This window comes from Shimazuella sp. NTD247, from assembly GCF_059510415.1.
In genome coordinates this window covers 1-25179 of sequence record NZ_JCAJZU010000003.1, presented here as the reverse complement: position 1 = coordinate 25179, position 25179 = coordinate 1, and the positions used below count along the sequence as shown (strand labels likewise).

Annotated in this window: 22 protein-coding genes and 2 pseudogenes; 1 reads left to right on the top strand and 23 read right to left on the bottom strand. The window is 38.1% G+C overall.

Annotated features, from left to right (window positions below; genetic code table 11):
- Positions 1 to 227 precede the first annotated feature (227 nt).
- The 10 genes and pseudogenes from AC5WOC_RS08500 to AC5WOC_RS08455 form a co-directional block, all read right to left on the bottom strand.
- Positions 228 to 314 (bottom strand): annotated as a pseudogene (locus AC5WOC_RS08500) (helix-turn-helix transcriptional regulator); the annotation flags it as partial.
- Between the two features lie 133 nt (positions 315 to 447).
- Positions 448 to 585: pseudogene (locus AC5WOC_RS08495) on the bottom strand (DinB family protein); the annotation flags it as partial.
- Between the two features lie 316 nt (positions 586 to 901).
- Positions 902 to 1651 carry an ABC transporter permease gene (locus AC5WOC_RS08490; protein ID WP_496054984.1) on the bottom strand — a complete coding sequence of 250 codons (750 nt, stop codon included), beginning with the start codon at positions 1649 to 1651 and terminating at the stop codon, positions 902 to 904.
- Entirely contained in the window at positions 1652 to 2413 is a 762-nt protein-coding gene (locus AC5WOC_RS08485) for an ABC transporter ATP-binding protein (protein WP_496054983.1), read from the bottom strand. It lies immediately after the preceding gene.
- A 208-nt stretch (positions 2414 to 2621) separates the two neighbouring features.
- A complete protein-coding gene (locus AC5WOC_RS08480; protein WP_496054982.1) occupies positions 2622 to 2897 on the bottom strand; it encodes a DUF1048 domain-containing protein in 276 nt (91 codons plus the stop codon).
- A complete protein-coding gene (locus AC5WOC_RS08475; protein WP_496054981.1) occupies positions 2894 to 3247 on the bottom strand; it encodes a DUF1048 domain-containing protein in 354 nt (117 codons plus the stop codon). Before AC5WOC_RS08475 ends, AC5WOC_RS08480 begins: the two co-directional genes overlap by 4 nt.
- Positions 3248 to 3291: 44 nt before the next feature.
- Positions 3292 to 3624 (bottom strand): DUF1048 domain-containing protein, encoded by a 333-nt coding sequence (locus AC5WOC_RS08470; RefSeq protein ID WP_496054980.1) that lies wholly within the window; start codon positions 3622 to 3624, stop codon positions 3292 to 3294.
- A 15-nt stretch (positions 3625 to 3639) separates the two neighbouring features.
- Positions 3640 to 3960, bottom strand: coding sequence for a PadR family transcriptional regulator (locus AC5WOC_RS08465; protein WP_496054979.1), 321 nt, complete (start codon positions 3958 to 3960; stop codon positions 3640 to 3642).
- Positions 3961 to 4146: 186 nt separating this feature from the next.
- Entirely contained in the window at positions 4147 to 5613 is a 1467-nt protein-coding gene (locus AC5WOC_RS08460) for a recombinase family protein (protein WP_496054978.1), read from the bottom strand.
- A 32-nt stretch (positions 5614 to 5645) separates the two neighbouring features.
- Positions 5646 to 5816 carry a hypothetical protein gene (locus tag AC5WOC_RS08455; RefSeq protein ID WP_496054977.1) on the bottom strand — a complete coding sequence of 57 codons (171 nt, stop codon included), beginning with the start codon at positions 5814 to 5816 and terminating at the stop codon, positions 5646 to 5648.
- 154 nt (positions 5817 to 5970) lie between these two features.
- Here AC5WOC_RS08455 and AC5WOC_RS08450 point away from each other — a divergent pair, with 154 nt between their 5' ends.
- Entirely contained in the window at positions 5971 to 6840 is an 870-nt protein-coding gene (locus AC5WOC_RS08450; protein ID WP_496054976.1) for a hypothetical protein, read from the top strand.
- 334 nt (positions 6841 to 7174) lie between these two features.
- Here AC5WOC_RS08450 and AC5WOC_RS08445 read toward each other — a convergent pair whose 3' ends face one another.
- The 13 genes from AC5WOC_RS08445 to AC5WOC_RS08385 all read right to left on the bottom strand — a co-directional run bounded on the left by AC5WOC_RS08445 (position 7175) and on the right by AC5WOC_RS08385 (position 24990).
- Complete coding sequence (locus AC5WOC_RS08445; protein WP_496054975.1) at positions 7175 to 8386, bottom strand: hypothetical protein; 1212 nt, start codon at positions 8384 to 8386, stop codon at positions 7175 to 7177.
- A gap of 1289 nt (positions 8387 to 9675) precedes the next feature.
- Complete coding sequence (locus tag AC5WOC_RS08440) at positions 9676 to 10026, bottom strand: hypothetical protein (RefSeq protein ID WP_496054974.1); 351 nt, start codon at positions 10024 to 10026, stop codon at positions 9676 to 9678.
- Positions 10027 to 10692: 666 nt separating this feature from the next.
- Positions 10693 to 10872 carry a hypothetical protein gene (locus AC5WOC_RS08435; protein WP_496054973.1) on the bottom strand — a complete coding sequence of 60 codons (180 nt, stop codon included), beginning with the start codon at positions 10870 to 10872 and terminating at the stop codon, positions 10693 to 10695.
- Positions 10873 to 11530: 658 nt separating this feature from the next.
- Positions 11531 to 11662: a hypothetical protein gene (locus tag AC5WOC_RS08430; RefSeq protein WP_496054972.1), complete on the bottom strand. Its 132-nt coding sequence runs from the start codon at positions 11660 to 11662 to the stop codon at positions 11531 to 11533.
- A 238-nt stretch (positions 11663 to 11900) separates the two neighbouring features.
- Positions 11901 to 13043: a HEAT repeat domain-containing protein gene (locus tag AC5WOC_RS08425; RefSeq protein WP_496054971.1), complete on the bottom strand. Its 1143-nt coding sequence runs from the start codon at positions 13041 to 13043 to the stop codon at positions 11901 to 11903.
- A gap of 1 nt (position 13044) precedes the next feature.
- Positions 13045 to 13398, bottom strand: coding sequence for a hypothetical protein (locus AC5WOC_RS08420; RefSeq protein WP_496054970.1), 354 nt, complete (start codon positions 13396 to 13398; stop codon positions 13045 to 13047).
- Between the two features lie 365 nt (positions 13399 to 13763).
- Entirely contained in the window at positions 13764 to 14264 is a 501-nt protein-coding gene (locus AC5WOC_RS08415; protein WP_496054969.1) for a hypothetical protein, read from the bottom strand.
- A gap of 101 nt (positions 14265 to 14365) precedes the next feature.
- Positions 14366 to 14881, bottom strand: a complete 516-nt coding sequence (locus AC5WOC_RS08410; protein WP_496054968.1) for an RHS repeat-associated core domain-containing protein — start codon at positions 14879 to 14881, stop codon at positions 14366 to 14368.
- Positions 14841 to 16436: a hypothetical protein gene (locus AC5WOC_RS08405; RefSeq protein WP_496055392.1), complete on the bottom strand. Its 1596-nt coding sequence runs from the start codon at positions 16434 to 16436 to the stop codon at positions 14841 to 14843. Before AC5WOC_RS08405 ends, AC5WOC_RS08410 begins: the two co-directional genes overlap by 41 nt.
- 670 nt (positions 16437 to 17106) lie before the next feature.
- Complete coding sequence (locus tag AC5WOC_RS08400) at positions 17107 to 22623, bottom strand: DNRLRE domain-containing protein (RefSeq protein WP_496054967.1); 5517 nt, start codon at positions 22621 to 22623, stop codon at positions 17107 to 17109.
- A 994-nt stretch (positions 22624 to 23617) separates the two neighbouring features.
- Positions 23618 to 23956, bottom strand: a complete 339-nt coding sequence (locus AC5WOC_RS08395) for a YopX family protein (protein ID WP_496054966.1) — start codon at positions 23954 to 23956, stop codon at positions 23618 to 23620.
- Between the two features lie 213 nt (positions 23957 to 24169).
- The gene (locus AC5WOC_RS08390) at positions 24170 to 24472 is read right to left on the bottom strand and encodes a hypothetical protein (protein ID WP_496054965.1); all 303 of its coding nucleotides are present in this window, start codon (positions 24470 to 24472) and stop codon (positions 24170 to 24172) included.
- 35 nt (positions 24473 to 24507) lie between these two features.
- A complete protein-coding gene (locus tag AC5WOC_RS08385) occupies positions 24508 to 24990 on the bottom strand; it encodes a CarD family transcriptional regulator (RefSeq protein ID WP_496054964.1) in 483 nt (160 codons plus the stop codon).
- Positions 24991 to 25179 lie beyond the last annotated feature (189 nt).

Below are 25179 nucleotides of genomic sequence, written 5' to 3'. Positions count from 1 at the left end.
GTGGGACTACCTGAATCAGCTGCTGAGGGAGCAGTAGTACAGAGTCGAGTCCCCTCTTCTTGTCTAGTGTGGCAAGAAAAGGGAGAACGCGAAAAGTAATAATTTTAATACAGATGGAACGAACTGCTTAGGACAAAAATTAGTCTCATGATTTGAGTACTTAAGTACGTTAGTTAAATCAAAAATAACCCTACCTTACCAAAACTTTTGGGGGTAGGGATTTTGGACTATATTTTCAACTCGCCTAACCGAACTAACTCCACTACTGCCTGCGATCGACCTTTGACTGCTAATTTTTGCATCACATTTGCTATGCATACCAATAGAAAAATAATCTAAATAAGCCAATATGGGGCCAGATGCAAGGCATCCCCTCAACGTCTTCACTTTTCCACTACGGGATTATTGTCCCATGATTATGTTTATCTATGTGAATTTATTTCAGGATTATTCGAATGATCGCTTAGCCGGCCAAGATCCTTGAAGTTTGCAAATTTGTATAATTTGTCCGGTGTGATACGCATCGTGAAGAATGAGACTGTATAACCACACGCCGACAGGGCTCGGAATTTCGCGATCCAAATCGTAATCGCTGTACCCAGATGTATGAAAAAAAGCCCCTAAAAACAGGACTTCTAATTGTGACAGTTATGCTGGTGCTACTCCATCTTCTATTCCACATTAAATGTATAGTATATATCTATCTTCCCCTGCGGATGTACCACCACTTTTTCAAACAATGTTTTAAACGAATGATGTAGATTTTGACTATCGTATATATTTTTTGAGGGTTTCCATAATTTCGTCAATGGTTGCCCTGCATGTAAACAACCTTCTGAGTGATAACAAATGCATTCATCGCATCGGCTGACTATTGGTATGGTTAATCCCATAAAGATCCTTATCCTAAATGGCGTTTAAATTGTTTACTGGCGAAGAAGTAAGCAATGACCATGATGCCAACGCACCAGGCAAGCGCGATCCAGATACCATTGCCAACAGATCCTCCATACAAAAGCGAACGAATCGTATTCACGATTGAAGTGACTGGCTGGTTCTCAGCGAACAGACGGACAATTTTTGGCATGGTTTCGGTGGGAACAAAGGCCGAGCTGATAAATGGCAGGAATATCAGCGGGTAGGAGTAGGCTGTAGCTCCTTCCATAGACTTCGCTGTCAATCCGGGAATAATCGACAGCCATGTCAGTGCCAGTGTAAACAGCCCAATTATCCCAGCTACTGCGAACCAATCCAGGATATCGGCGTTGGAGCGGAAACCCATCAAGAGAGCGATAAGGATAACCACCACGACAGTAAGTCCATTGGAAACAAGTGAGGTTAACACGTGAGCCCACAAAATCGATGAGCGTTTGATGGGCATGGTAATGAAACGCGCCATTAGACCACTCTTTACATCGTTAAACAGCCGGAGAGACGTGTAAGCGACACCAGATGCGATAGCCATCAGTAAAATTCCTGGCAATAAATAATTGACGTAGTTGTCTGTGCCTGTCTTTATGGCGCCGCCAAATACGTAGACAAACAACAGCATCATCATAATCGGCGTAATTGCCACCGTGATAATCGTATCTGGGCTGCGCATGATGTTGCGCATTAAACGCCCTAGTAAAACCCCTGTTTTGCTTTTCATTTACTTTTCCTCCTTTTTGCTAATGATTGCTAGAAAAATCTCTTCCAATGTCGGCTGTTTCTCGATGTATTCCACTTTCGCTGGTGGGAACATCTCTTTTAGTTCAGTAAGGGTACCGATTGCTATGATTTTTCCGTCATGCAGGATGGCGATACGGCCCGCCAGTTGTTCGGCTTCTTCCAGGTACTGGGTCGTCAGCAAGATGGTTGTGCCGCCTCCGGCAAGCTCTTTGACGGTATTCCAGACTTCAATCCGAGCTTCGGGATCAAGCCCTGTAGTCGGTTCGTCGAGAAAAATGACTTCCGGAGTCCCGATCAGGCTCATGGCAATGTCAAGCCGGCGCTTCATCCCGCCAGAATAATTGTCGGCCCGCCGGTTGGCCGCATCTGTCAAACTGAATCTTGCAAGCAGATTGTCGGCTACTTGTGCAGGGTTGGGAACTCCCCGTAATTTGGCGATCATAATGAGGTTTTCCCGTCCAGTGAGCATGCCGTCAATTGCTGCGAACTGCCCAGTCAGGCTGATACTCTGGCGAATATGATCCGGTTGACGCTGGACGTCAAAGCCGCAAATACCTGCTTCGCCTCCATCAAACTTCATCAGTGTCGAGAGGATGTTGACCGTAGTCGTCTTGCCTGCCCCATTTGAGCCCAGCAGTGCAAAAATTTCGCCACGCTGCACCTCAAAATCCACTCCCTTTAAAACTTCCTTGTCCTTAAAGGATTTTTTTAACCCTTTTACTGAAATCGCTGCATTGCTCATACTTTTTCCTCCTTATAAGCGCAATAAGGCGCTAGATTAACCTATTCTCTATTCAGTCTGACTGATAATCAGTATTACTTACTACTAGGTTGAAAATATAACTGAATAGTGATAGTGGCACATTCACATCTGTAGCCAGTCTATTCAGTCCGAATTATTCATCGTATTTACTTTTTCCAGGCACTTCGTAATACTCAGATTCATATCTTCAGGATTTCTCATCGTTCACCAGATCATCGCAGAAAGCGGCTACGTCCGTTCCTGTGACTTCAAGCACACCTTTTCCAGCAGTTGCTCCTTCTTCAAAGAAACTGAGTATTTCCGAGAGCAGTCCGATACCTTCGTTCAGCTCAAAAGAAGCGACTTTGAAGAGATATTTTTGGATTTCTTTATAGACGATTTGGTAATCTTGCGGAAGTGCTTTGACACGTGCAACATGGGCTCTCCATTCTTTTTTTCCTTCGATCATTTCTTTGATGCTCATTTCAAGCCTCCTAATTTTCTTGCTACGTTCTTGTTCAGTTGATCACGCCATTTATCTCGATACGATTTTGCACCTTCGTCACCAACAAGCGCTGCGCAGAAGCCTTTGATATCATCTCCTAGTACTTCTTCAACGATCTGGCCGTCTGCTGATGTAACTTCAAGCAGTTCAAGAGCACTGTCAAGAATCGGCATCAGATTACGGCCGGAGAAATCTCCGTGAATCCAGAGATTACTATTAATTTCTTTCCAAGCAGTTTGATATTCAGCTGGCAAGACTTTTGCTCGTGCTTCAAAACTTTTCATTTCCTTAGTCATATCGCTGCCAGTTATTTTTTCTAAAAAGTTCATTGTAGTCTCTCCTTTAAGATACTAAGCTGTTCAGCCTAGTTCTATTATTTAATTGAATCGTTTAGTTTTTTACGTTGTGTATCAACCCACGATTTTGCATCAATGGCGAGATCATCACAAAAGGCTGCTACATCGTTGCCAATAACTTCTTTAATTTGCTTGCCATTGGCTGCAGCTTCTTCAAGAAGGTCGATGATGTGATTAAAAACGAATTTCGTTTCTTGCCAATCCATCACGCCGCCAGTGTTCCAGAGATATTTTTGCATTGCTTTGTAGGCGTTATGGTAGTCTTCAGGTAAGGTTTTTGCGCGGTTTTCCATTTCACGCCATTCTTTCTTTTCACTAAAAACTCCAAAGATTTTTTCGAAAATACTCATGTTGTTCATTCTCCTTTAGTTTGTTTTTAATTCGTTTAGTTTGCTTGAGACAAAGTTCCATTTGACCCAGAAATTCTCCAATTTCATTTGTCCAGCTTTATTAAGCCGATAAAATTTGCGTGGTGGGCCTATCGTGGATGGCTTTTTCTCGATATCCACCAGATTGTGTTTTTCAAGTCGCATCGTAATCGTATAAACTGTGCCTTCAACCACATCGGTGAAGCCAAGTTTTCGTAAGTGTTGCGTGATTTCATAGCCATAAGTTTCTCCACGGCTGATAATCTCAAGTACGCAACCCTCAAGCACCCCTTTCAGCATTTCCGTGATGTTTTCCATGTGTTTCCCTCTTTTGTTTTGACATATATTTTTTTCAGTACTCTGTATCACAGGTATTTTGTATTACTGATTACTGTTATATAGTAATACAGAGTAGCTTCGCTTGTCAAGAATAAAATTACCCATAGAAAAAGCCCATTATTATGGACCTTTTAGGTGTTTTTAACTTTGCATTCAAAAAAAGAGTTATTCCGTATTAAATGTATAGTATATATCTATCTTCCCCTGAGGATGTACCACCACTTTTTCAAGCAATGTTTTAAACGCATGATGTAAGTTTTGACTATCGTTGCTCAACCATTCAAACGCCTGTTTTATGCTCTCAATTTTCTTCGTTGTATAATCCTGATTAGACAAATCAATTTGTTCATTTTCCAGATTTCTAATTTTCCAATCTAATTCATCACGTTTTTGTTTAAATTCTTCTTTGGTGATAATCTGCTCCAAATGCAGATCGATTAATTTCGTCCCTTTATTTTTGAGATCTTCGATTTCCTTTTTTATCACAGTGAGACGATCATGTTTTTGACCTTGGAAGCTATCCTCAAACGAGAATTGGAGCATGTAGCTTTTTTCTAATAACTGTTTAATCAAAAATGCCTTTATATCCTCATATAGCAAAGGACTATGATTCACACAACCAGCTTCGCCCGCACGACGATATTTGCTACATTTCATGTAACGGTAGTCTTTTTTTTCTCCATTTGCAAGCAATCTCCACGATAACAAAGGAACTATACTTGACCCGCATTCACTACATTTGAGAATCCCACGAAGATCATTCCACGGCGATATTTTCTTTTTCGTCTTAATAAGATCGGAATTCGCTTTCTCCCACCACTCGCGACTAACAATAGGTTCATGATGTTCGTGAAAAATGATCCATCGACTTTCCGGATTTTGTATTTGTTTCTTTTTTCCTTCCACTTTCATTGTAGTATATCTGTTAAGCACAAAATCACCACAATATATACGATTCCGAATGATCGTTTGAACACTAGTTACTTGCCATTTCTGTATTTCTTTTGGTTTTAGGCTCAACTGATTTAACTTGTGAGTGATTGCTTTAAACCCTAATCCTTCATTCACATACCAGTCAAAGATCATACTTACAATTTCAGCTTCATCTTGTTTAATCTTCAAAATACCATCTTCACGAGTATAGCCAAATGGTATCTTTCCGATATGTTGACCACGCCGTACTTTAGCAGCAAGCGCAGATGATATACTTCCTGATAACATTCGGCTGTAATGATCCGCAAACATGGATGCCATTTCAAAACTCATATCGTTTTTCCCAGCAATATCTGAATCATAGCCTTCTTCAATCGAGACAATCCGCACATTTCGGGATAAGAATATTTCTCGTATTTCCAAAGCATCCTTCAGATCCCTAGCAAGTCGGCTGATCGACTTGAACAACACCATATTGATCTCTTTTTTCTTTGCTTTCTCCAATAGCAATTGAATCGCTGGTCGATCTTTGAAAATGGTTCCACTGATACCTTCGTCCTTATACACGCTGTTCTCATCCCAATTGTATCCTTGTCTTTCTAGCCAATTACGACATATGTCAATTTGATTTTCAACAGAGGATACTTGTTCATCTCGATCAGTAGAAACACGAACATAACATGCATATTTTTCGCTCATTGTTCTACGCTCCTTTAAAACTCAGCTGCTATCTATTTTCTTTTCTCAATGGGCAAATTTAATTCTTTCCGAATTAAATGGATCGCTTGCATTGCACCTTCTTTTTTTTCTCCTTCTAATAGCTCATCTATCAAAGACTCGATTCTGTCCATCGATTTTATTACTGTTTTTGTCCTTATGGTAACTGGAAGTTTTGGTTCCATTATATTTCACCGCCAATAATTGAATACGAAATTATACATAAGTATACTACACAAAAAATAATTTCAAAACAATTTCGTATTCATTTGTATACATTCGTTATTTTTAGTATACTAGATATTATCAAAACAATCGCATATTCAGGAGGTACACATCATGAAAAAAAGAACACCGCTTGACATCGTTGTCCTTGGGATCGTAGTGATCATTGCGTTAATTATTATCGCCTTATCCTTTCAAAACACAACAAAATTGTCGGGAACATTAGGTCTTAATCCATATTTAACAGCAGGATTAGTTGAAATACTCTTCGCATCCTTGTTATTCATTCGAGGAAAACAAAGAGCTTTACAAAGAAATGTCCCAATATTCCTGGAACTGGGATATTTCATCAGTTTAGGATTTGTAACTGCAGTAAATATGTATGGGTTAGCACAAACAAATGCCCTAATCGGTTCTATTGTCGGTTTGGCTATATCTGGCGCGATGTGGCTCATGGAAAATACACTAGTATGGCTTTGGACAAAAAGCCATGAACCACATGTAAAAAGCGTTAGAGAGCGCATGTTAGCCGCTAAAAAAGACATTCAGGAGGAAAAGGTTATACAGAAAATGGAGTGGATGAAATGGGAAGCAAGAAAGCCGGATTTACAACTGATAAAAGCAGCTCGAAAAGAAGAAGAGCAGCGAAAGAAAATAATCGGGGAAGGATTACCGGAGTACTTCCAACGAGAACCAGAACCACTACAAGAGATAGTTGTCACTCCAGTAATAGAAGATAACCAGCAAGAGACACAAGAAACTCAGGTCATACTACCGTTTAAACGTCAAATTGGATTTTATCAAGAGGAGAAAAAACAAGATCATCTTTTTCAACCAAACATCCAGGCACGAAGCAAAGCTATTCAAACAGCAAAAGAATTAACCAGTGTGCTAGGGAGATTTCCAACATATAAAGAGATGAAAGATAAGGGGATAACAACACATTATTCACGTATTGCATTTAAAGAGATTAAAAACGGATAAATCCGCATTCGAGACGGTGTGAGACGACAACATGTCGTCGTTAAAATTATATTACCTATCAAAACTGCAAAACTTCTATGATGTTAGTTTATGTAGACGATTATGGATAAATCAGTTAATGAAATGCCATCAAAAAAACGAAGGTTGGGATGAGGATACTATAAAAATCTATTCAAAATAAAGGCAGAGGCGGTATTTCTGCCTTTATTTTTATAAATAACATCTCATTTGAAGTCTTTTGTAATACAGTCAGGTCTGAACCGGTTCGTTCTCTTAGAGTTAAGATCTTTGGATTTTGGAGAAGAGTAAGGAGCTTTTACAGGTTAAACTCGGACTATCTCGAAGGGTGTGAAATTACAGACTCCAGCCGTTTCGTCATCTCGGGGACTATAAGCTTTAACTTCTTGAGCATCTCGTTTATATCCATGTTCTTCTTGTAATCATCCTCATACCCAATATCGATATTCACCCTTCCTTTACGAAAGTACAACTCCTGGTCAGTGTAATCTTTACCCAAAAAAGCCTCATCACCAATTCCTTTTTGTGGGGTATATTGCTTCTCGCTCTCGATCTGATAAAAATACCTTTTTTTCGCAAAATCTTCTTTGGCACCCTGCTCATTTTCGAAAGTTTTGGCCTCAATATGAACATATTGCTTACCCACATTCCGAAAACATGAATGGGACACATAGTTATATAAGTTTGTATAACTCTCTATCTCTACAGCCGTTCCGAGATCCTCTATTGTATAAACCACTCCATCATTTCCAGAAATCTTCTTTAGATCCTGTGCCGTAACGATCTCACATGGAATCACAAAACTTTTGGTGAATGTTGGACTCTTTAACCCGATTTTCGAAAGTCCATTAGGATGAACAACTTGCTTTGTCAGGTTGTCAGCCAGTTTTTTTAATAGATTTTGGATCATCGTCGTGTTCCCTTCTAATTCAAATTTTACTTTGACAAACACGTCACCTTTTTGTAATACGTACACGTCATTATCAATGGTTGAACCTTTTTTCCGGAACACCTTCACATCCCCAATATCCGGCTCGGAATCACAGTTCTGCTTGATTTGCTCTTGGATAGTAGCAAAATTTGAGTATCTCTTTTGATAAACATATATAAAGACAAAGTTATTATAGTCGCTCGCATCGATACTCGCTTGATTCACTAATAGATATCGGCATTTATTGACGGACTCTCCCTCCAAATCAGCGGTTAACTCTCGGTCATTTCCTTCCCCATCAGTAATATAGGTCCGAAAAATTCCATTAGTCTGAAGCAGTGCCTTTGTATCACGTAAATCTTTGAGGGTGATTAGATTACAGGAATATATCATCTTCTCATCCCGAAAAACAGATGCTTGCGGATTTGCTTTCTCAATCATCGGTGCGGGATCACCCACCATTTTTTCTTTCTTGTAACCAGGTCGATAGACTCTGGTTCTAGAATCTACCTTATCGAGTGGATCTGCAATCGGATTGATCGGAAAACACCCAGACAACAGGATAAACAGACAAAAGGTTGTGATGAATTTTCTCATAAAAATCTCCTCCATCAATGATATCGTTCTTTGCTTTCCGAATCATAATCCATATATCAGAGTTCTGGTTCTAGACTTAATTTGCATCTTTTAGTTGCTGCTCTTGTCTACCAAAATTTTGATCTATGATAGAAATCCGTATATATCGGAATCTCATTTTATTCACAATTTTATATCTATTATTGGTAAATCCATTTTATCAAAAAGTCTAAATTTTAGGAATAATTTCAATTAATTTTGTTGCATAATGACCCTTTATTTTTCGGATTCGTGATACTTGCTTTTTACCTTGTAACACCCTTTTGTGACGCTACTTATCCTTTTTGAAAATCGTTTATTTCCATTTGGTCAAATTGCGCTCTATGACACGGATGCTGATTCTAGGATTTTTAGCGTTTTAAAAGTCGGGTTATTAGTGGTAAATCCGCATTTTTCTGTCGGAACCCCTTTTATGGAAGCTAAAAAAACATTTTCCAATTGCCGTTATTTAGGAAACTCCTTCTAGTACTTGTAACGAAGAAAAGATCACAAATAAGCTAAATGGCGAATTCCAACAGCTATTGAATTATCATCGATGATATGCTATTTGGTAGCCAAATCTTGTTAAATAGTGTGTGCGGTGCATAACCTACTTGGAGCTCATTCTCACCGCTCATTTCATTCATGAGTTTCTGCAGCTGCAATTGAAATTGTTTTGCTTAATGTATTATTATCGATTAGGGGGATACTTCCAGCGACAAACTTCGGCGTTTTGATTGAAGAACCGTCCCTTGTCATAATTAAATATAAATATAAACTGATAGATTCACTTTTTTCTCATTTTTAGCATTATATTATCGATACTTTCTATGATGTCTATTACCCAAAACACAGTAATAAGTGCCATCTTCTGCCAAGAAACATAATTCCAAATGAATAAAATCCAGACCAATACCAATATGATTCTTATTAATAAGAATACGTATTTCTGGACTTTTCATCTTTTATTAGTAAATCGAGTACAATATTGGTAAATAGTCTTAAAATCAAAACAACTATTACAGAAATTAAAAAAATATTATTTATTTTGTCTTCATCCATCATAAAATAACCGAATAGAGATACCATTAAAATTAATAATAAATAAATGTATATATTCTTATCATTTTTTTTGTCCATTAAATATTCACTTCTTACTTTGCAATCATTCATAGAAGTCCAAAGATATTGTTTTTAGAGTATAACAAATGCAGCAGGAAAACTGCCCCTTTGTAGCAAACATGAAAAGCAGAAAGTACCATCAATAGGATCTATTTTTTTATTTCCCTAAATTTGGAGTATGCTTCTTGTATGATAGGTAGAGAGATACTAATGGTTAATTCCCAACCCATGCGATCTTTCATCAAATAAATCCAAATAGGAACCATTACAATATCAATTGATATTCTTATCATTTTATTGTTTTTCTCGTTTTTTATTACAATTGATATAATTTCATCTACTAGGATCCACACTAATGTAAATATTAACATTATAACTAACGTTTCATAAAAATTCCGATTATGTTTTCCGGTGATAGAGTTGTACAGAAACATGATAATGACAACTACTAATATTCCATACCCAAAATAATTTAGATTTGTCTTTTTTGCTTTTGTCAACACAGATACCTCCTAAATTATAATTAGGTATAGCAGCGATTTGTTCCCTATCTCAAAGGCACTAACAAAAGCAATCCATTTCCCCAATTTCGTAACCATTTCAAATGGATTCACGACCAAGCCAACGATGATAGTTAGAGCATACTTGTAGCCTAATAAGCAAACCGTCCCAACCTGAAAGAGCTTTGAAATTACTCCAATTTTGCTGAGGTCCAATGTTTGTATGCACTATGTCCATCAGAGATCAGCATTATTAACAGGGAGGTTATTTGCATAAGTGTATTTATTCCCAATTAGTAGCTCATCCCCGATTCTATCAAATGAATCCGTTGTCAAAAAAACTCTTGTGTCTTGGTTTATAGTATTTACTTTCAAATAGTAGAATTTCATCTCTTTATCTTATTGATACCCTGCATAGTGTTAAGGATTCACTCTTGTTGGATGAGATTTCCTATACTCTCAAAATACTATCGAAAAAGCTGTTCTATCTCCATTTTTGCGCGACTAAAGTATTGATCGATGTTAAAAAACAAGAAATGAATACTCAAGGTTCAATAATCTTATAGACAAAAGTTCGACAGGAGAATTATCCTCATGTCGCATAATTTGAAAATCAGCTTTTTTCATTATAAACCAGATTCGTAATCCTTGACTCTCTGTGAGTAATTAATTAAATAACCTTAAGCTAACAGTTCCATTACGGATTAAAATGCTATCAGTGATCAATGTCCAAATAACTGCTGTTAAACGCTGTTTATTTGTGAGTCGATTCCAATAAACAGTAACCATAATAGGAGGTATAACTACCCATAGAATCATTTTTATAATTATCTGAATTTGTTTCATTTACATCCTCCATGTCTCATCGCTATTCTTAAAATTAAGATTACTATTAATGAAATACTCACAAGACTATAGTTATTGTTATTAATAATACACCCAATATAACAACTATTAAAATCAATAACAGGTTAACGGTTATTTCTTGAATATTTTTTTTAATCATCTAGTTATATCTCCTTTTTTAACAAAAAAAGCAGGTCGCACATGAAAAATGTGTATTGAGAGCTTAGGAGAGACGGCTGTGTTCTTGAATCCTTTGGCCCAGCCATGGAGAGGCTTAGTATCTCTCAGTCAAATATACTAAGATCGATGATATTCGAAAATTGGGGAGATGAGTGTTTATGTGGAGAGAAAAACTTAGGAGGAAATATAATTTTATATGGGTAATAGGAATGACAGCAATATTGTTAGTTTCGATACTTACTGATATTTTTCCGGCACTCAATGATTTTCAAGATTACTTTTATTTACCCATTGGTTTTATAATAGTCGTTCTATTTGTCTTAACTAGAACTTCGGATGGGAAAAAATAGTTTGTTTTAGTAAAAAGCTGCCGATATTTTAGCTGAAATATCGACAACTTTTCAAAGACATTCTAGGTACAATTTGCTATTATACCACTTATTCCAAAGAAATCTAATAAAGCATTTCTTATATCTATTTACAAATTATTACCAATTGGATTGATCCCTTTGGAATCATAGGTACAGGATGAAATGGTACTTCCACCACTATCTTTTACTGCTGTGGAATCCATCTCCGCTGTCACACACATATGTTTTATTTCCATCACTGGTTAGATTCCCATTTGCATGGGTTTCTTTCTACAATTGATCGAGTTCATCATACGCATTGGTAGTGGTTCCGGCATTCGATGTGACCGAGGTGATGCGACTTTTGTTGTCATAGACATAGCTAAAAAGTATCAAGAGTATTTCCATTTTTATCATAGTTAACCTGTTGTACTATGTTTCCAGTTCCATCGTATATATGCAGAGGAACAGTGCCTTTTTCGTTTTTGCTGTTTCGGTTTACAGTATGTGTGTCTCATTTTCCTCCTTAATTATTTGTAAGGTTTCTTTAAAATACGAACGTACCCAATCAACCTTTTCAATTAACAGCGCATTTTCTAATTGGAATCTCTTTTCATTCTTGTCTATTGGTAATTGGAGTAAATAACCCGCAGTAGCATGACGTACAATAGGTGATCGATTTTGTAAAAAGGAATAAATTTTCTTCTTATACTGGTTCTCATCAAGTAGAAATAAAGCAACATAATATCGTAGTTTTGCTCGAGGAGATCTCTCTTTCTTTCGTTTTTCTTTAATAATAGTCACATATTTTATGTCTTTCATTGAACCTAAAGCTATTGCTGCACAGCCTCTTACATCAGGATCAAAATCGTTCAAAGCTTTAATAATGGAATTTAAACAACTAGGATCACCTATATATTGTAATGATTCTATTGCATAGGCCCTAATAAATGATTCATTATCTTGATTCAATCTATCTTCTAAAGCTTCGACTACTAATTTACCTTTAAAACTACCTAACATCTTAATCGCTTCGCATCTAATAAACTCATTGTTGTTTTTTGTTAAAGTCACTAACCATTCTCTAACATCAATTGTTTTGTATCTTCCCACTAAGTTGATGATTTCCAGACAAACATCTAATACTGATACATAAAAATAATCTTTTATATCATTTAAATCTAATTCGTTTTCATCTTTAATAGATATGATTTTTTTAGTTATGGACTTTATCTCGTTTTTAATAAACTCTTCTACTAAACCTCCTCCTTTTTCTCTTGCTTCCCGTTCTTTAAATGGTTTCTTTTTCAGCCATTGTTGAAAATGTATAATTTCATGAGCAACAGTATTTAAATACTCTTCTAATACAATTGCTGTTCCATTTTTGTTTACTTCTTCTATAAAATCCCCTGCTGCAATCTTAATATAAGGAGCACTATCCTTATCGTAGGGCATTACAAAGGTGCCGGTAGCTAATCCCATCTTTGTCGATAATCGCTTATCATTTAAAACATGAATAATTATCCTCTTTTGAAATGGAACATTTTCATTTAGCCAATTACCAAATAACGAAAACGCCTTTTTCACTTCATTAGCTATAGAATTTTCCATTTCAAAAACGATTTTCAGTTCTGGTATCATCTTAAAATACTCCTTCTAATGTAAAAAATGGGCTTAAGCCCATTTTTTTAGTCTGCTTTACCACACCCCCAAATGCATCATAAGCATAGGTATTTACTACTGCACCAATGGAGTCTGTTAGTGCAACTACATCCCCATGACCGTTAAGCTGATAATAATACGTCTGTCCTCCACGTGTCATACTTACAAGTTCTTCTCCGTTGTAAGTATAGCTCGCTACTACAGCATTACTGCTATCTGTCTCATAAGCTACATTGTTATTCTCATCGTAGTGGAATGTAATGGTACCAGAAGCAGTGGTCATCGTCTTCCGCATTCCTTTGGAATCATAGGTAAACGGCAATCGTACTTCCACTACTATCTTTTACTGCTGTAAGTCGATCTCCATTGTCATACACATACGTTTTGTTTCCATCACTGGTCAGGTGTCCATTGGCATTGTCATAGTGGCTACGTGGTAGTGGCAGCAGTTCCTCCTGAGGGGTTGATTATCCCTGTTAAGTCAGTTGCCTACTTTATCGTAGGTGTAGCCATAGGTATCCAAAATGTTTCCATTTATCGTAATTCACTTGTGGGACGAGATTTCCTATACTCTCAAAAATACTTATAAAAAAGTGCGGCAGGAAAATTGTCTCCTTGCCCCATAGAGTTTCCACCTGATAAATCATAGACCTTGCTTTGTCGCTCAGACAGGAGAACCGCCCCATTGTCGCACATAGATTAAGTGTCATAACTTGTGGCATCTGGAAAATCTTTTAGTATTTGATCTTTTAGTTTGATATCATTTTTTATTAGAATCAATGTTTGTGAAGAATCCCAACATACAATTTCTACTAGAGAATCAGGATGCTGTAACTTAGGATGATCTACCCAAAGATTTGGATTGTCATTTGCATAAGGAACTACTTTTAAATTATCTAATTGTAGAGGAGTATCTTTATGAAATCCAGAGAGTACCCCCCAAATAAATTGAATATCATAATGGTGTATTAGTTCATTCAATTTTTCTCCTTGCATAATAAATTTATTTTCGAGACAATCTGCGCTTTCATTGATTCGATAATCCTCACAGTATTCCAAAAAAACGTCAAAATGATAGTTGCATTCTAAATCTGTAATTAACCATTTATAGTCGATCTGTTGTTTTTTTAAAGAAGAAAATATTGGTCGTAAATCTGTTATAAATGCCATTTTTTTAGAATTTCCTAATTCGATATACAATTTATTATCTCCTACCATTTTTGGATTCTAGGTATATCAACCTAAAGACTTACAGTTAATACACCTAGAAATGTTAGAATGTTAATTAACGATTAGCAGTTCTAGTACCATGAAGACCTCCTTGCTCCGCCATCCCTCCAATCCCATTTATGTCGATGAGGCACCTTAGGATGGTGTTTAGGATTACCATGGTCAGTGTAATCTATATCTTCATCAGCGTTACCATTGTGATCATAATAACGTCTTTGATGAACCTTACCGTTTTTTATATGGTCTAAACTCGAATGAGGTTTGTGTTTTACAGGCAGTTTACTTCCAGTTTTCCCATGATGTTTAGTTGCTTTTCCATGTTTTTTTGCTTCATGATATTCACTACTTAAGTAACGATATCCATAATATACTCCAACTCCTACTATGACAGCTCCAGTAGCTAGAAGGGCTACCTCACCTAATCCAGGAACAAAATAAATTTCTACCACACTATTCCCATCTGGATCAATGTTCATAATAGGACTATTATTTGCATAGTTATATCCATTCTGAGTTCTAGGATCATTTTCTTTCCCTAAATCTGGATCAAGAGTCTTGCAAATAATAGAGTCCTGTTTCTTTATCATATCGATACCCTGCATACAAATAAGGATTCACTACTGTACCCGTTTGCTTCACCAGATTCCCAAATGCATCATAATCATACGTGTTGACCACAGCACCAGTAGAATCTGTAAGTGCTACAACATCTCCATGCCCATTTAGCTGATAGTAATACGTTTGTCCACCACGAGTCATACTTACTGGTTGAATCCCATTCCACGTATAGCTCACTACTACATTGTTACTACTATCTGTTTCATAAGCTACATTGTTGTTTTCATCGTAGTGAAATGTAATGGTACCAGATGCAGTGGTCATTGTTTTCCGCATTCCCTTGGAATCATAGGTAAAGGATGCGATGGTACTTCCACCACTGTCTTTTACTGCTGTGAGTCGATCTCCGTTGTCATACACATAGGTTTTGTTTCCATCACTGGTCAGATTCCCATTGGCATCATAGGTGTAGTTCGTTCCATTGACATCGCTAATTTGGTTGGCATTGTCATAGTGGTACGTTGTTGTAGAGGAACTGCCTCCGCTTGGGGTGACGGTTAGGCTTAGGCGGTTGCCAACTTCATCATAGGTGTAATCATATACAGTACCGTCTGCATGGGTTTCTTTCTTTAGTTGGTCCAATTCATCATACACATAGGTGTTGGTTCCGGCATTCGATGTGACCGAGGTAATGCGCCCTTTGTTGTCATATACATAGCTAAAGGTATCGAGAATCGTTCCAGCAGTATTGTAGTTTACTTGCTGAACGAGATTTCCTGCTCCATCGTATTTATACAGCGAAACGGTGCCATCTCCGTTTTTGCGACTTGCTACACGGTCGGCTTCATCATAGGTGAACATTGCCCGTGTATTGCTATTTTCCTGAATTTTTGCTAATTGGTCAAGTGCGTTAAAGGTATTGTCATCGGTTAGGGCGGTGCTTCCCGCTACATACTTGCGTTGCTTCACATTGCCATTTTTGTCATACGTGTACGTAACCGTGTTACTGTTGCCTTCGTCTTTGGTTTTGAGTTTGTTATCAGCATCATAAGTGAAGGTCGTAACTTGGTTATTGGATTTATCTGTTTCCTGAGTCATGTTGCCGTTTGGGTCGTATTGGAACGTATAGCGGTCGGTTCCATCGTATTGGATCGCATCTTTGCGATCGACGGCATTGTAGTGATAGCCAACGGTATGCGAATCCGCTTTGGTTTCCAAAGTTAGATTTCCATTTAAATCATAATCAAACAAGGTTGCACGATTTAATGCATCGGTTGATTTTTTGACTTTGTTGATTTCGTTGTAATCATAGATCGTATCATGATTTTTCGCGTCCGTTACTTTGGTTTTGTTGCCATTGTTATCGTACTGGTATTTGGTGACATTGGTTTCGGCATCCGTTACTTGGGTTAATTGATCCAGACCGTTGTAATCAAAGGCGGTGGTGTCACTGCCTGTTTTTTCGGTTTTAACATTACCTACGGTATCATACGTATGGTTGATCGTATTCCCATTTGGATCAGTAGTAGTCAATTCATAGTTTCCCTTAGCGTCATACGCATGTTTGGTTGTAATCGAGCCCATAGTCACTTTGGCAGCATCAAACCATGCGGTTCCGGTTTGTAAGTTATATTCGTAATAAATTTGAAATTTAAATTGAGAACTTTTATAAATTCGTAATAGCAAATTTATTGGTTTAAGTTACAATTATCTAATGTGATAAAATGTTTATGAGACAGATTCGAGTGTTTTAACATTATCGTTTTCTCTGATGGCTGAATGTCTAGATAAGATAACAGAAAACTACCTATAGTAACTTTCCATTTCATTCCACTGATCTTGATGTTGACACCTGGGAGAAAATACACTCTTGTTTTAGAAATTTCCGCGTAGGCATATCTGACTTTATTAAGTATAGTAAAACAGGGAAAAATGATCGCTTTTTGATCATTAGAGGTAAAATTTACAATATTTAGAAAATTTAGGAGATGAGTGTTTATGTGGAGAGAAAAACTTAGAAGGAAATATAGTTTTATATCGAGAATAGGTCTTATAGCAATGTTATTATTAGCAATATTTACTTATATTTTCCCCGCATTAAAAGATTTTCTAAGGGTTTTTATATGTCTTTATTTTTTCATAATGCTTATTCTACTTTTCTTAACTAGGAAAAATTGGGATGAGGAAAAATAGTTTGTTTTAGTAAAAGCTGCCGATATTTTAGCTAAAATATCGGCAGCTTTTTATAGACATACTAGAAGCAAGCTCCTATTACACCGTTTATGAAAAGTAAATCTAATACAGCATTTTTAATCTCTGCTCTCAAATTCGGGCCAATTGAGCGAAATGTTCTTTTGATTGCAGCAGTTCTAGAACCATATTTTCTATAATGCTTATAGCTTCTGGAAAAAGCTTTAAGAAATTTAGCAATTCCACCCAAATCTTTGAATGTTCTCTTCAATTTAAGCAGTCTAACAATGGGGAAATCATCTGCGATAAGTGCATTTACAATGGCACCAATACACGCTGTTATACTTAAATACCCATTAGGATCTATATAATTCACAGGGTTATTTTCTGTGTAAATATAACCATTCTGAGTTAAAGGACTATTATCATCTCCAGAGCTTGGATCTTTCGTTAAAAATCTCCCTGTTTTAGCATCATAGTATCGTGCCTGTAAATAATAGAGCCCTGTTTCCTTATCATATCGGTACCCTGCATACAGATAAGGATTGACTACCGTACCTGTCTGCTTTACTAGATTCCCATAGGCATCGTAATCGTAGGTGTTAACCACAGCGCCAGTAGAGTCAGTTAATGCTACTACGTCTCCATGTCCATTGAGTTGATAATAATATGTTTGTCCACCTCTTGTCATGCTAATTGGAACGCTGTGTTTGGAACATCCACAATACGTATAATTTGCTACTACAGCGTTACTGCTGTCGGTCTCATAAGCTACATTGTTATTCTCATCATAGTGGAAGGTAATCGTACCGGATGCAGTGGTCATTGTTTTCCGCATTCCCTTGGAATCATAGGTAAAGGATGCAATCGTATTTCCACCACTGTCTTTCACTGCTGTAAGTCGATCTCCGTTGTCATACACATAGGCTTTGTTTCCATCACTGGTCAGATTTCCATTTGCATCGTACGTATAGTTGGTACCATTGACATCGCTAATTTGGTTGGCATTGTCGTAATGATACGTTGTTGTTGCAGCACTGCCTCCGGATGGAGTGACGGTCATTGTCAGGCGGTTGCCAACTTCATCATAGGTGTAGTCGTAGACTGTGCCGTCTGCATGGGTTTCTTTCTTTAGTTGGTTTAATTCATCATACACATAGGTGTTGGTTCCGGCATTCGATGTGACCGAGGTAATGCGTCCTTTGTTGTCATATACATAGCTAAAGGTATCGAGAATCGTTCCAGCAGTATTGTAGTTTACTTGCTGAACGAGATTTCCTGCTCCATCGTATTTATACAGCGAAACGGTGCCATCTCCGTTTTTGCGACTTGCTACACGGTCAGCTTCATCATAGGTGAACATTGCCCGTGTATTGCTATTTTCCTGAATTTTTGTTAATTGGTCAAGGGCATTAAACGTATTATCATCGGTTAGGGTGGTGCTTCCCGCTACATACTTGCGCTGTTTCACATTGCCATTTTTGTCATACGTGTACGTGACAGTGTTGCTATTGCCTTCGTCTTTGGTTTTGAGTTTGTTATCAGCATCATAAGTGAAGGTCGTAACTTGGTTATTGGATTTATCTGTTTCCTGAGTCATGTTGCCGTTCGGATCGTATTGGAACGTATAGCGATCGGCTCCATCGTATTGGATGGCATCTTGGCGATCGACGGCATTGTAGTGATACCCCACAGTGTGCGAATCCGCTTTGGTTTCCAAGGTGAGATTTCCATCCAAATCATAATCAAACAAGGTAGCACGATTTAATGCATCGGTTGCTTTCTTCACTTTGTCTATCTCGTTGTATTCATAAGTGGTATCGTGCAATTTCGCATCCGTAACTTTCGTTTTATTGCCATTGTTGTCGTATTGGTATTTGGTGACATTGGTTTTGGCATCCGTTACTTGGGTTAATTGATCCAGACCATTGTAATCAAAGGTAGTGGTGTCATTGCCTGTTTTTTCGGTCTTGGTATTTCCTGCTGCGTCATACGTGTGTGTGATGGTATTCCCATTTGGATCAGTGGTAGTCAATTCATAGTTACCATTGGCATCATACGCATGTTTGGTTGTAATGGAACCAAGGCTTACTTTGGCAGCGTCAAACCATGCGGTTCCAGTTTGTAAGCTGTATTCGTAATAAACGCGAATATGATCAAAGGCTTTGGTGGTCTTCACCGTAGCGGCAAGGTTTTGCCAGTCATGTGATTTGGAGCTGTTAAAGTTATAGGTAAACTTCTCTTGCAACGTATTGCTGACATCATAGGTGTTAATGATGTAGCCGTACACTTTCCCTGCGGTAGGATTGGTCACCTTGGAAATCCCAGCAACGGTGAAAGTTGCTCCTGCTGCCCCGCTCAACCCAACATCTTGGTAAACAGACTTATAGGTAGCGGAATCGCCCACTAGTTTGACGGTGTTATTTCCATCATACTTCACTGCGGTATCGATTCCGTCTCCATTTGCAATGGTCCCAGCTAGGGTCCATCGATCAGGGACGCTGTCTGCTGGATCGGTATCCCGCTCAAAGCTGCTGTTTTCTAGTGTGTTGTAAGCTCCGTAAAATCCTTCTTCTAACTGTAATCCATCAAACCAATAGCTTCCTGTACCGGATGTGGTGTATCCTCGAATTTCCAATTGGTTCGTTCCAGCTGGGAAATCTCCCGGGTTGACCACCACATGGAGTCGAGTGGTGTCTTGTGTTCCGGTGATATAGCTACTTGGAATGGCGACGTATGTGCCATTGGTGGTATTAAAACCAAAGACATAAATCATCGCTTTTCCTGCTGCACTGGATGTTTTCACATAACCACTCGCAACATAGGTTTTGGTGGCATTATAAGCGATCCGATCACTATCGACCGCAGTAGTACTGGTTGGGTTGGTTACTTTGATGCTTTTCTTGCCTAATGTCATGCCATCCGTTGTTAACCCAGTAGAATCGACACTGATCGAAGTCGCTCCGGTTGGCGTTTTGCTCCAGTTATCCGGCCAGCCATCGTTGTCTCGGTCGATCTCAAAGCTCCCATTGATGGTGAGGTTATTGCCAGGGCTCATCTCGGCTGTTTCTTCGGTTACATTGCCATAGCTGTCGTATTTGGTTGCGGAAGTTTTGGTAGCTGCGTCGGTAGTTGCTGTCTCATTATTGTTATCGTCAAATTGGTTGGTGCTGGTGTTGCCATTGGGATCCGTCTCGGTAATTGGGTTGTTATTTGTGTCATAGGTGGTGGTGCTTGTCTCATTTAATGGATTGGTTTCCGTTAAGATGTTCCCTTTGGTGTCATAGGTATAATGCGTGGTTGCTGTTCCGCTCACTGCATTCGTATTGGCATCTTTGGTATCGGATAAGTTGTTTTTGTCATCGTACGTATAAACCGTTTGGTAGTTCAGTCCACTGGGATCTTGGACAGTCTTGACCACATTACCGTTGTCGTTGTGGGTATAGGTGGTAACATGTTGTTTCGGATCCGTGACAGTAGTGACATTATTGGCTGTATCATAAGCAATAGTGGTCGCAGCAGTTTGTACGGCTCCACTGACCGTAATCGGATGACTCATGGACGTCACTTTGTTACTGGTATAGCCGATAGTTTCGGTATTATTGTTCGGATCGGTGATACTAGTTAGCTGGTGAGCGGTATCGTACCCATACTGATCGATAGAAAGTGTGCTTCCACCGGCATCTTTGTGTGTCACCGTTTGCAAATTGCCATTGGTGTCATACCCATACACCACTGTTCGGCTGGCTGGGTCCGTTACCGTTTGTACCCGATTGCTGGTGTCATAAGCTAGGGTAACGACTCGACCGGAAGCATCGGTAATACTCGTTGGCAAGTTATTGGTGTAGCCCAAGCTCCATACATTCGCATTGGAATCCACGATTTGCCAGAGCTGACCTGTAGATTTAAATTTATAAATCGTTTGATCTTTATCGATAATGGTGTAGGTGCCATCCCCATTTTTATACAAATCCAGATACACTCCTGCTGGATGGTCGTACACCCCATTTCCACTTACGGGCGGAGTAAAAGTGTGATACGTCCCGTCTGCATCTTGGTACAGCAAGGGTCCATCTCCACTATCGGTGATCTTCTGTTCGATATTGGTGGTCCAATTGGAACCGAAAATACCAGATGTCCCCGAACGACTATTATAGGAACGGGTAAGTTCCAATGTTTGCCCTCGTCCGTCAATCGAAACATCCGTATCAGACATGTAATAGTTTCCGTTGTACGTATTGACGTTGCTGTCTACCGTTGTCCAAAAGTCTTCGACTCCGAGTGGTTCAATCGTATAGGTGATGGTTAGTTTTGGTTTTTGGGTGGAGTCGGTTGCATAGTCACTCGAACGAAATCCTTTGCGATCACTCGTTTCTGTCGCTTGTTTGAGCATTACGCCATAGTTGGATTTCGCTCCACTGTACCAGTCTTTTGCCAGCGAAGTAATGTCAAAATCATAGGATCCGGTCAGTCGGACACTAGTGCTGCTTACTTTGGTGCCAATCGTTGGCTGGTTCGCCCAAGTAGCGGTGTTCGATGCCCATTTGGAGGTAACCGGATAGACATCTACCGCAGCGGTATTCGTATTGGTGAGATACTGATTTAAATTAAACTTTGCTGATTGGATTTTCGCTCCACTGAGCAAAGGAGAAAGCTGAAATTGCAGTAGAGAACGGGTGATGCCGTAAGTTGGATCCGTTCCTGCATAGATAGAAATATCACTGTGCAGATCACTGTTCTGATAAGCGCTTCCATTTGCTACAAACGTATCAAAAGTAGTTGCAGATCCTTGGACCACTAGCGTAGGATCCACTACGATGGGAAAAGCCCGTTTCTCGTCTTGCAGCCATTTATCATCAATAACTGTATCTAAAAAGGTTTGTCCCTTCTCGGTACGTAGTTTATACTGAAGAGAAGCTGTAGTCGCTCCTTTGGCATCGGCAATTGTTGGTTTTGGAATCTCCGAAACGACGTTTCCTTTGTCGTCTACTAAGCTGATGGATCCATCTTTATTCTCTTTTGGCTGAAGGTGCAAAAGATGGAGTTCCGTGGAAAAAGTGGAGCGGCTCAGCTTTTTTTTGATATGCCATTCTTCTTTGATTCCCGTTCCGGTAACCGTGTACACCAGATCGACTCCCGGATACACATTCGGATAGGTGATGGTATTGTCTTTCACTACTGCAGTCGCATCTTGCGCTTCTACCGGCAAAAATTCAATGGAACTTGTCCCCAGTTGAAATTTGACTGCGCTTTCGTTCGACTTCGCTGTTTTGGCAAATCCGACTTTGAATTGGTTGGAACCGTTGGTATACACATGTTTGGCATCCATGGACTTGTTTCGAATTGTGTTATCGATCGGAGTCCATTCGCCTTTTTGTTTAAAATGAACCGGGTCGAGATACGTTTCGGTGACATACGTCTTTCCATCGGGTTTCAGAAAGGTTTTGGAATTGGCCGTTCGTAAATCCGTTACCTCCACGGTTTGTTTCGGGGGTTTTTTGGCTGCTGCTTGTGCCTCGTTCCACTCCCAAAATGGGCTGTAGGTGACAAGCATAGCGAGAATGAGGAAATGAAAAAACAATCTGCGGTGCCAGAGATAGCGTTTGGCAAATAAAAATCGAATAGGTCATTCCTCCTACATAATAAATACAGATGATCTTCACAAAAAAGACACAAATCATCCTTTTTCAGTATAGAGGAACAATTCTAAGAAGGAAAGAAATATTTCTATACTATTTAATAATATTATTATTCTGAATATGTATAATTAGCTTGCTTTTTTCTCTTTTTCGGTTTCTATAGTTAATCTCTTGATGTCTCCTATGTATTCATGCTAATGATTGTGAGTGAAATCATATGTCTTTTAGAAATAGTGGACAAACAGAACAAATGGAAATAATCTCGCCCAACCCTGGTCACGGAGCCATCATAACGATTTCTATACTGTAGAAATCACTTTAAAGAATAATTTTTGTCGAAGTTCTCTTTAATAGAATGGTTTGTTTTTTTCTACGCAAAATTCTAATTGACTTAAGTAGGTATTCTACAGAATATATTCAATGGTTTTTGTCGACACATTTCCTAGAATATTGATTCTAAGAAAAATAAATAAGAGCAGCCCGAAGGCTACCTTTATTTTTTAAAAATGGTTAGTTATAAATATAGCCCCTATAGGCTTTTTTATTTTTAATGGATTTATTCGAAAGTAAAATATATAATAAAATTAAGAATTTATATAATACTTAATGAGATGCAAGATGAAAAGAATAGGTAAGATATTTTTATGGTAATTGGTATTATTATCGTCATCGGAGTATTTGCAATACGAAGCTGGATCAGTGATCTTGCCATATATTACGGCGAAAAGGATAATATATGAATTGCTACCTGTACATATCCCCTCTCTCTGAGTTTTGGGATCATTCGATCAACCCAACGCTTTTTATCATTCCCGAAAGAAATGATGATCAACTTTACTCGTTTGTTCGAATTGGAGAATACCACCAATAATAAACATTTTCAGTTCCATCCATACCAATCTATAGTTACGTTTCCTCAGTCGTTGTTTATGGGATCTACCTCAATAATTCTGGATTCTCATGGATGTTTCCAATGACCTGCAAGCCTGAATTCAAATAATGATCAATCGATATTCCTCTTTTACCGCCAATCATAAAACAACCATTTTCAAAACTCACAACTGCATTTTTTTGGAAATCTGTCTTTATAATGTCACCTTCATAAATTTCATTCCCATTATGATCCAATAGGCCTGTATACTGCATCAAGGATATATTAGTGGTGTTAATCCGACCCATAACTTTGTCGATTTTAGTTAGTGTATCGGGATAGTGTATCTTACCGTTTGGGAATCTTTCGTCTTTAGCGAAGACTCTAAATTTGATTTCTCTCATCAATAATCACCGATCTTTGATTAATGTAATCCTTTTTTGTAGTGATGAAGGCTATTAAGGAGTACTCCGAACAATGTGGTGTGGTATTATATTCCATTGGTTTCTCCTTAGTTCGCCGGATATGCTAATTCTATTCCTCCATTTAACAAATTTTAATCACGGAAGAATATCAAAATTTTATTAATAGTTAGAATTCTTTTGTTTTCCTTACGCCTAGTTGTTTATTGTCTTCCATTTGTTTATTCTTCTTTCCATCTGTGAGATAACAGACCACCCATCTTTTTCTAACACTGATACAATTCGATCAAGACTAACATCATAGTTTTGTTTTATTTCTAAAAGTTCAATGTGAAAAAGGTCTTCTTCCTCGTCATACTCCACTTCTTTTACTATTCGGCTACCAAATTTACTAGCAAATGACATTCCTATATGAGGGATAAACGAAAAAACTTTTTCTTTATACATCCTTGTGCTTTTACGTTCAGTTTCGATCATTTGATACATAACAAAATCCATACTTTCTCTCCTTCAGCGCTCTGGTCTGCTTAGATCTATTTGGATTGTGGTTCACAATTTGAAAAACTTTTCATTTGATTTTCAGTAATCCCTTTGATTAATTCCAGTTCACTATTCAAAAATTCATATGCATTTTCCAACATTTTCTTTTCACTTGTATTAAGTGTTTTTTCTTTATTCATACGCATTAAATCACGGATAACTTCAACACCTTCTTGCATTTCACCCGTTTTTAATTTATCCATGTTCACTCTATACCTTTGTTTCCATGGAAGCAATCTATCTGATTCACCATACTGGAAAATGTGTATAATGTGTGCTAATGCAATTTCATCTGTAACTGCACGTATATTTGAACTTAACATTTTATCTGTAGGAATCATTACTTTCATGTTATTGATTGACATCTTCATCACATAATATTGTTGTTGCTTACCTGCGAAATCCATACTTTCTATGGCTTTAATTATACCTGCTCCGTGCATTGGATAAACAATGTTATCGCCAATTTGAAACAAATAATCCACCCCCATATGATAACCATCTTAAGCTTAACACATATGGATTTTTTTATCAAATTTATTAATATACCATAAATCAATTTAGAGAGTCAATTATTTTTTTACCTGTCACCGTTTACCAAATATAGGTTTACAAGAAGAATTCTTCAAATGATAAGTGAGGATGACCCATTGACAACTCCACAT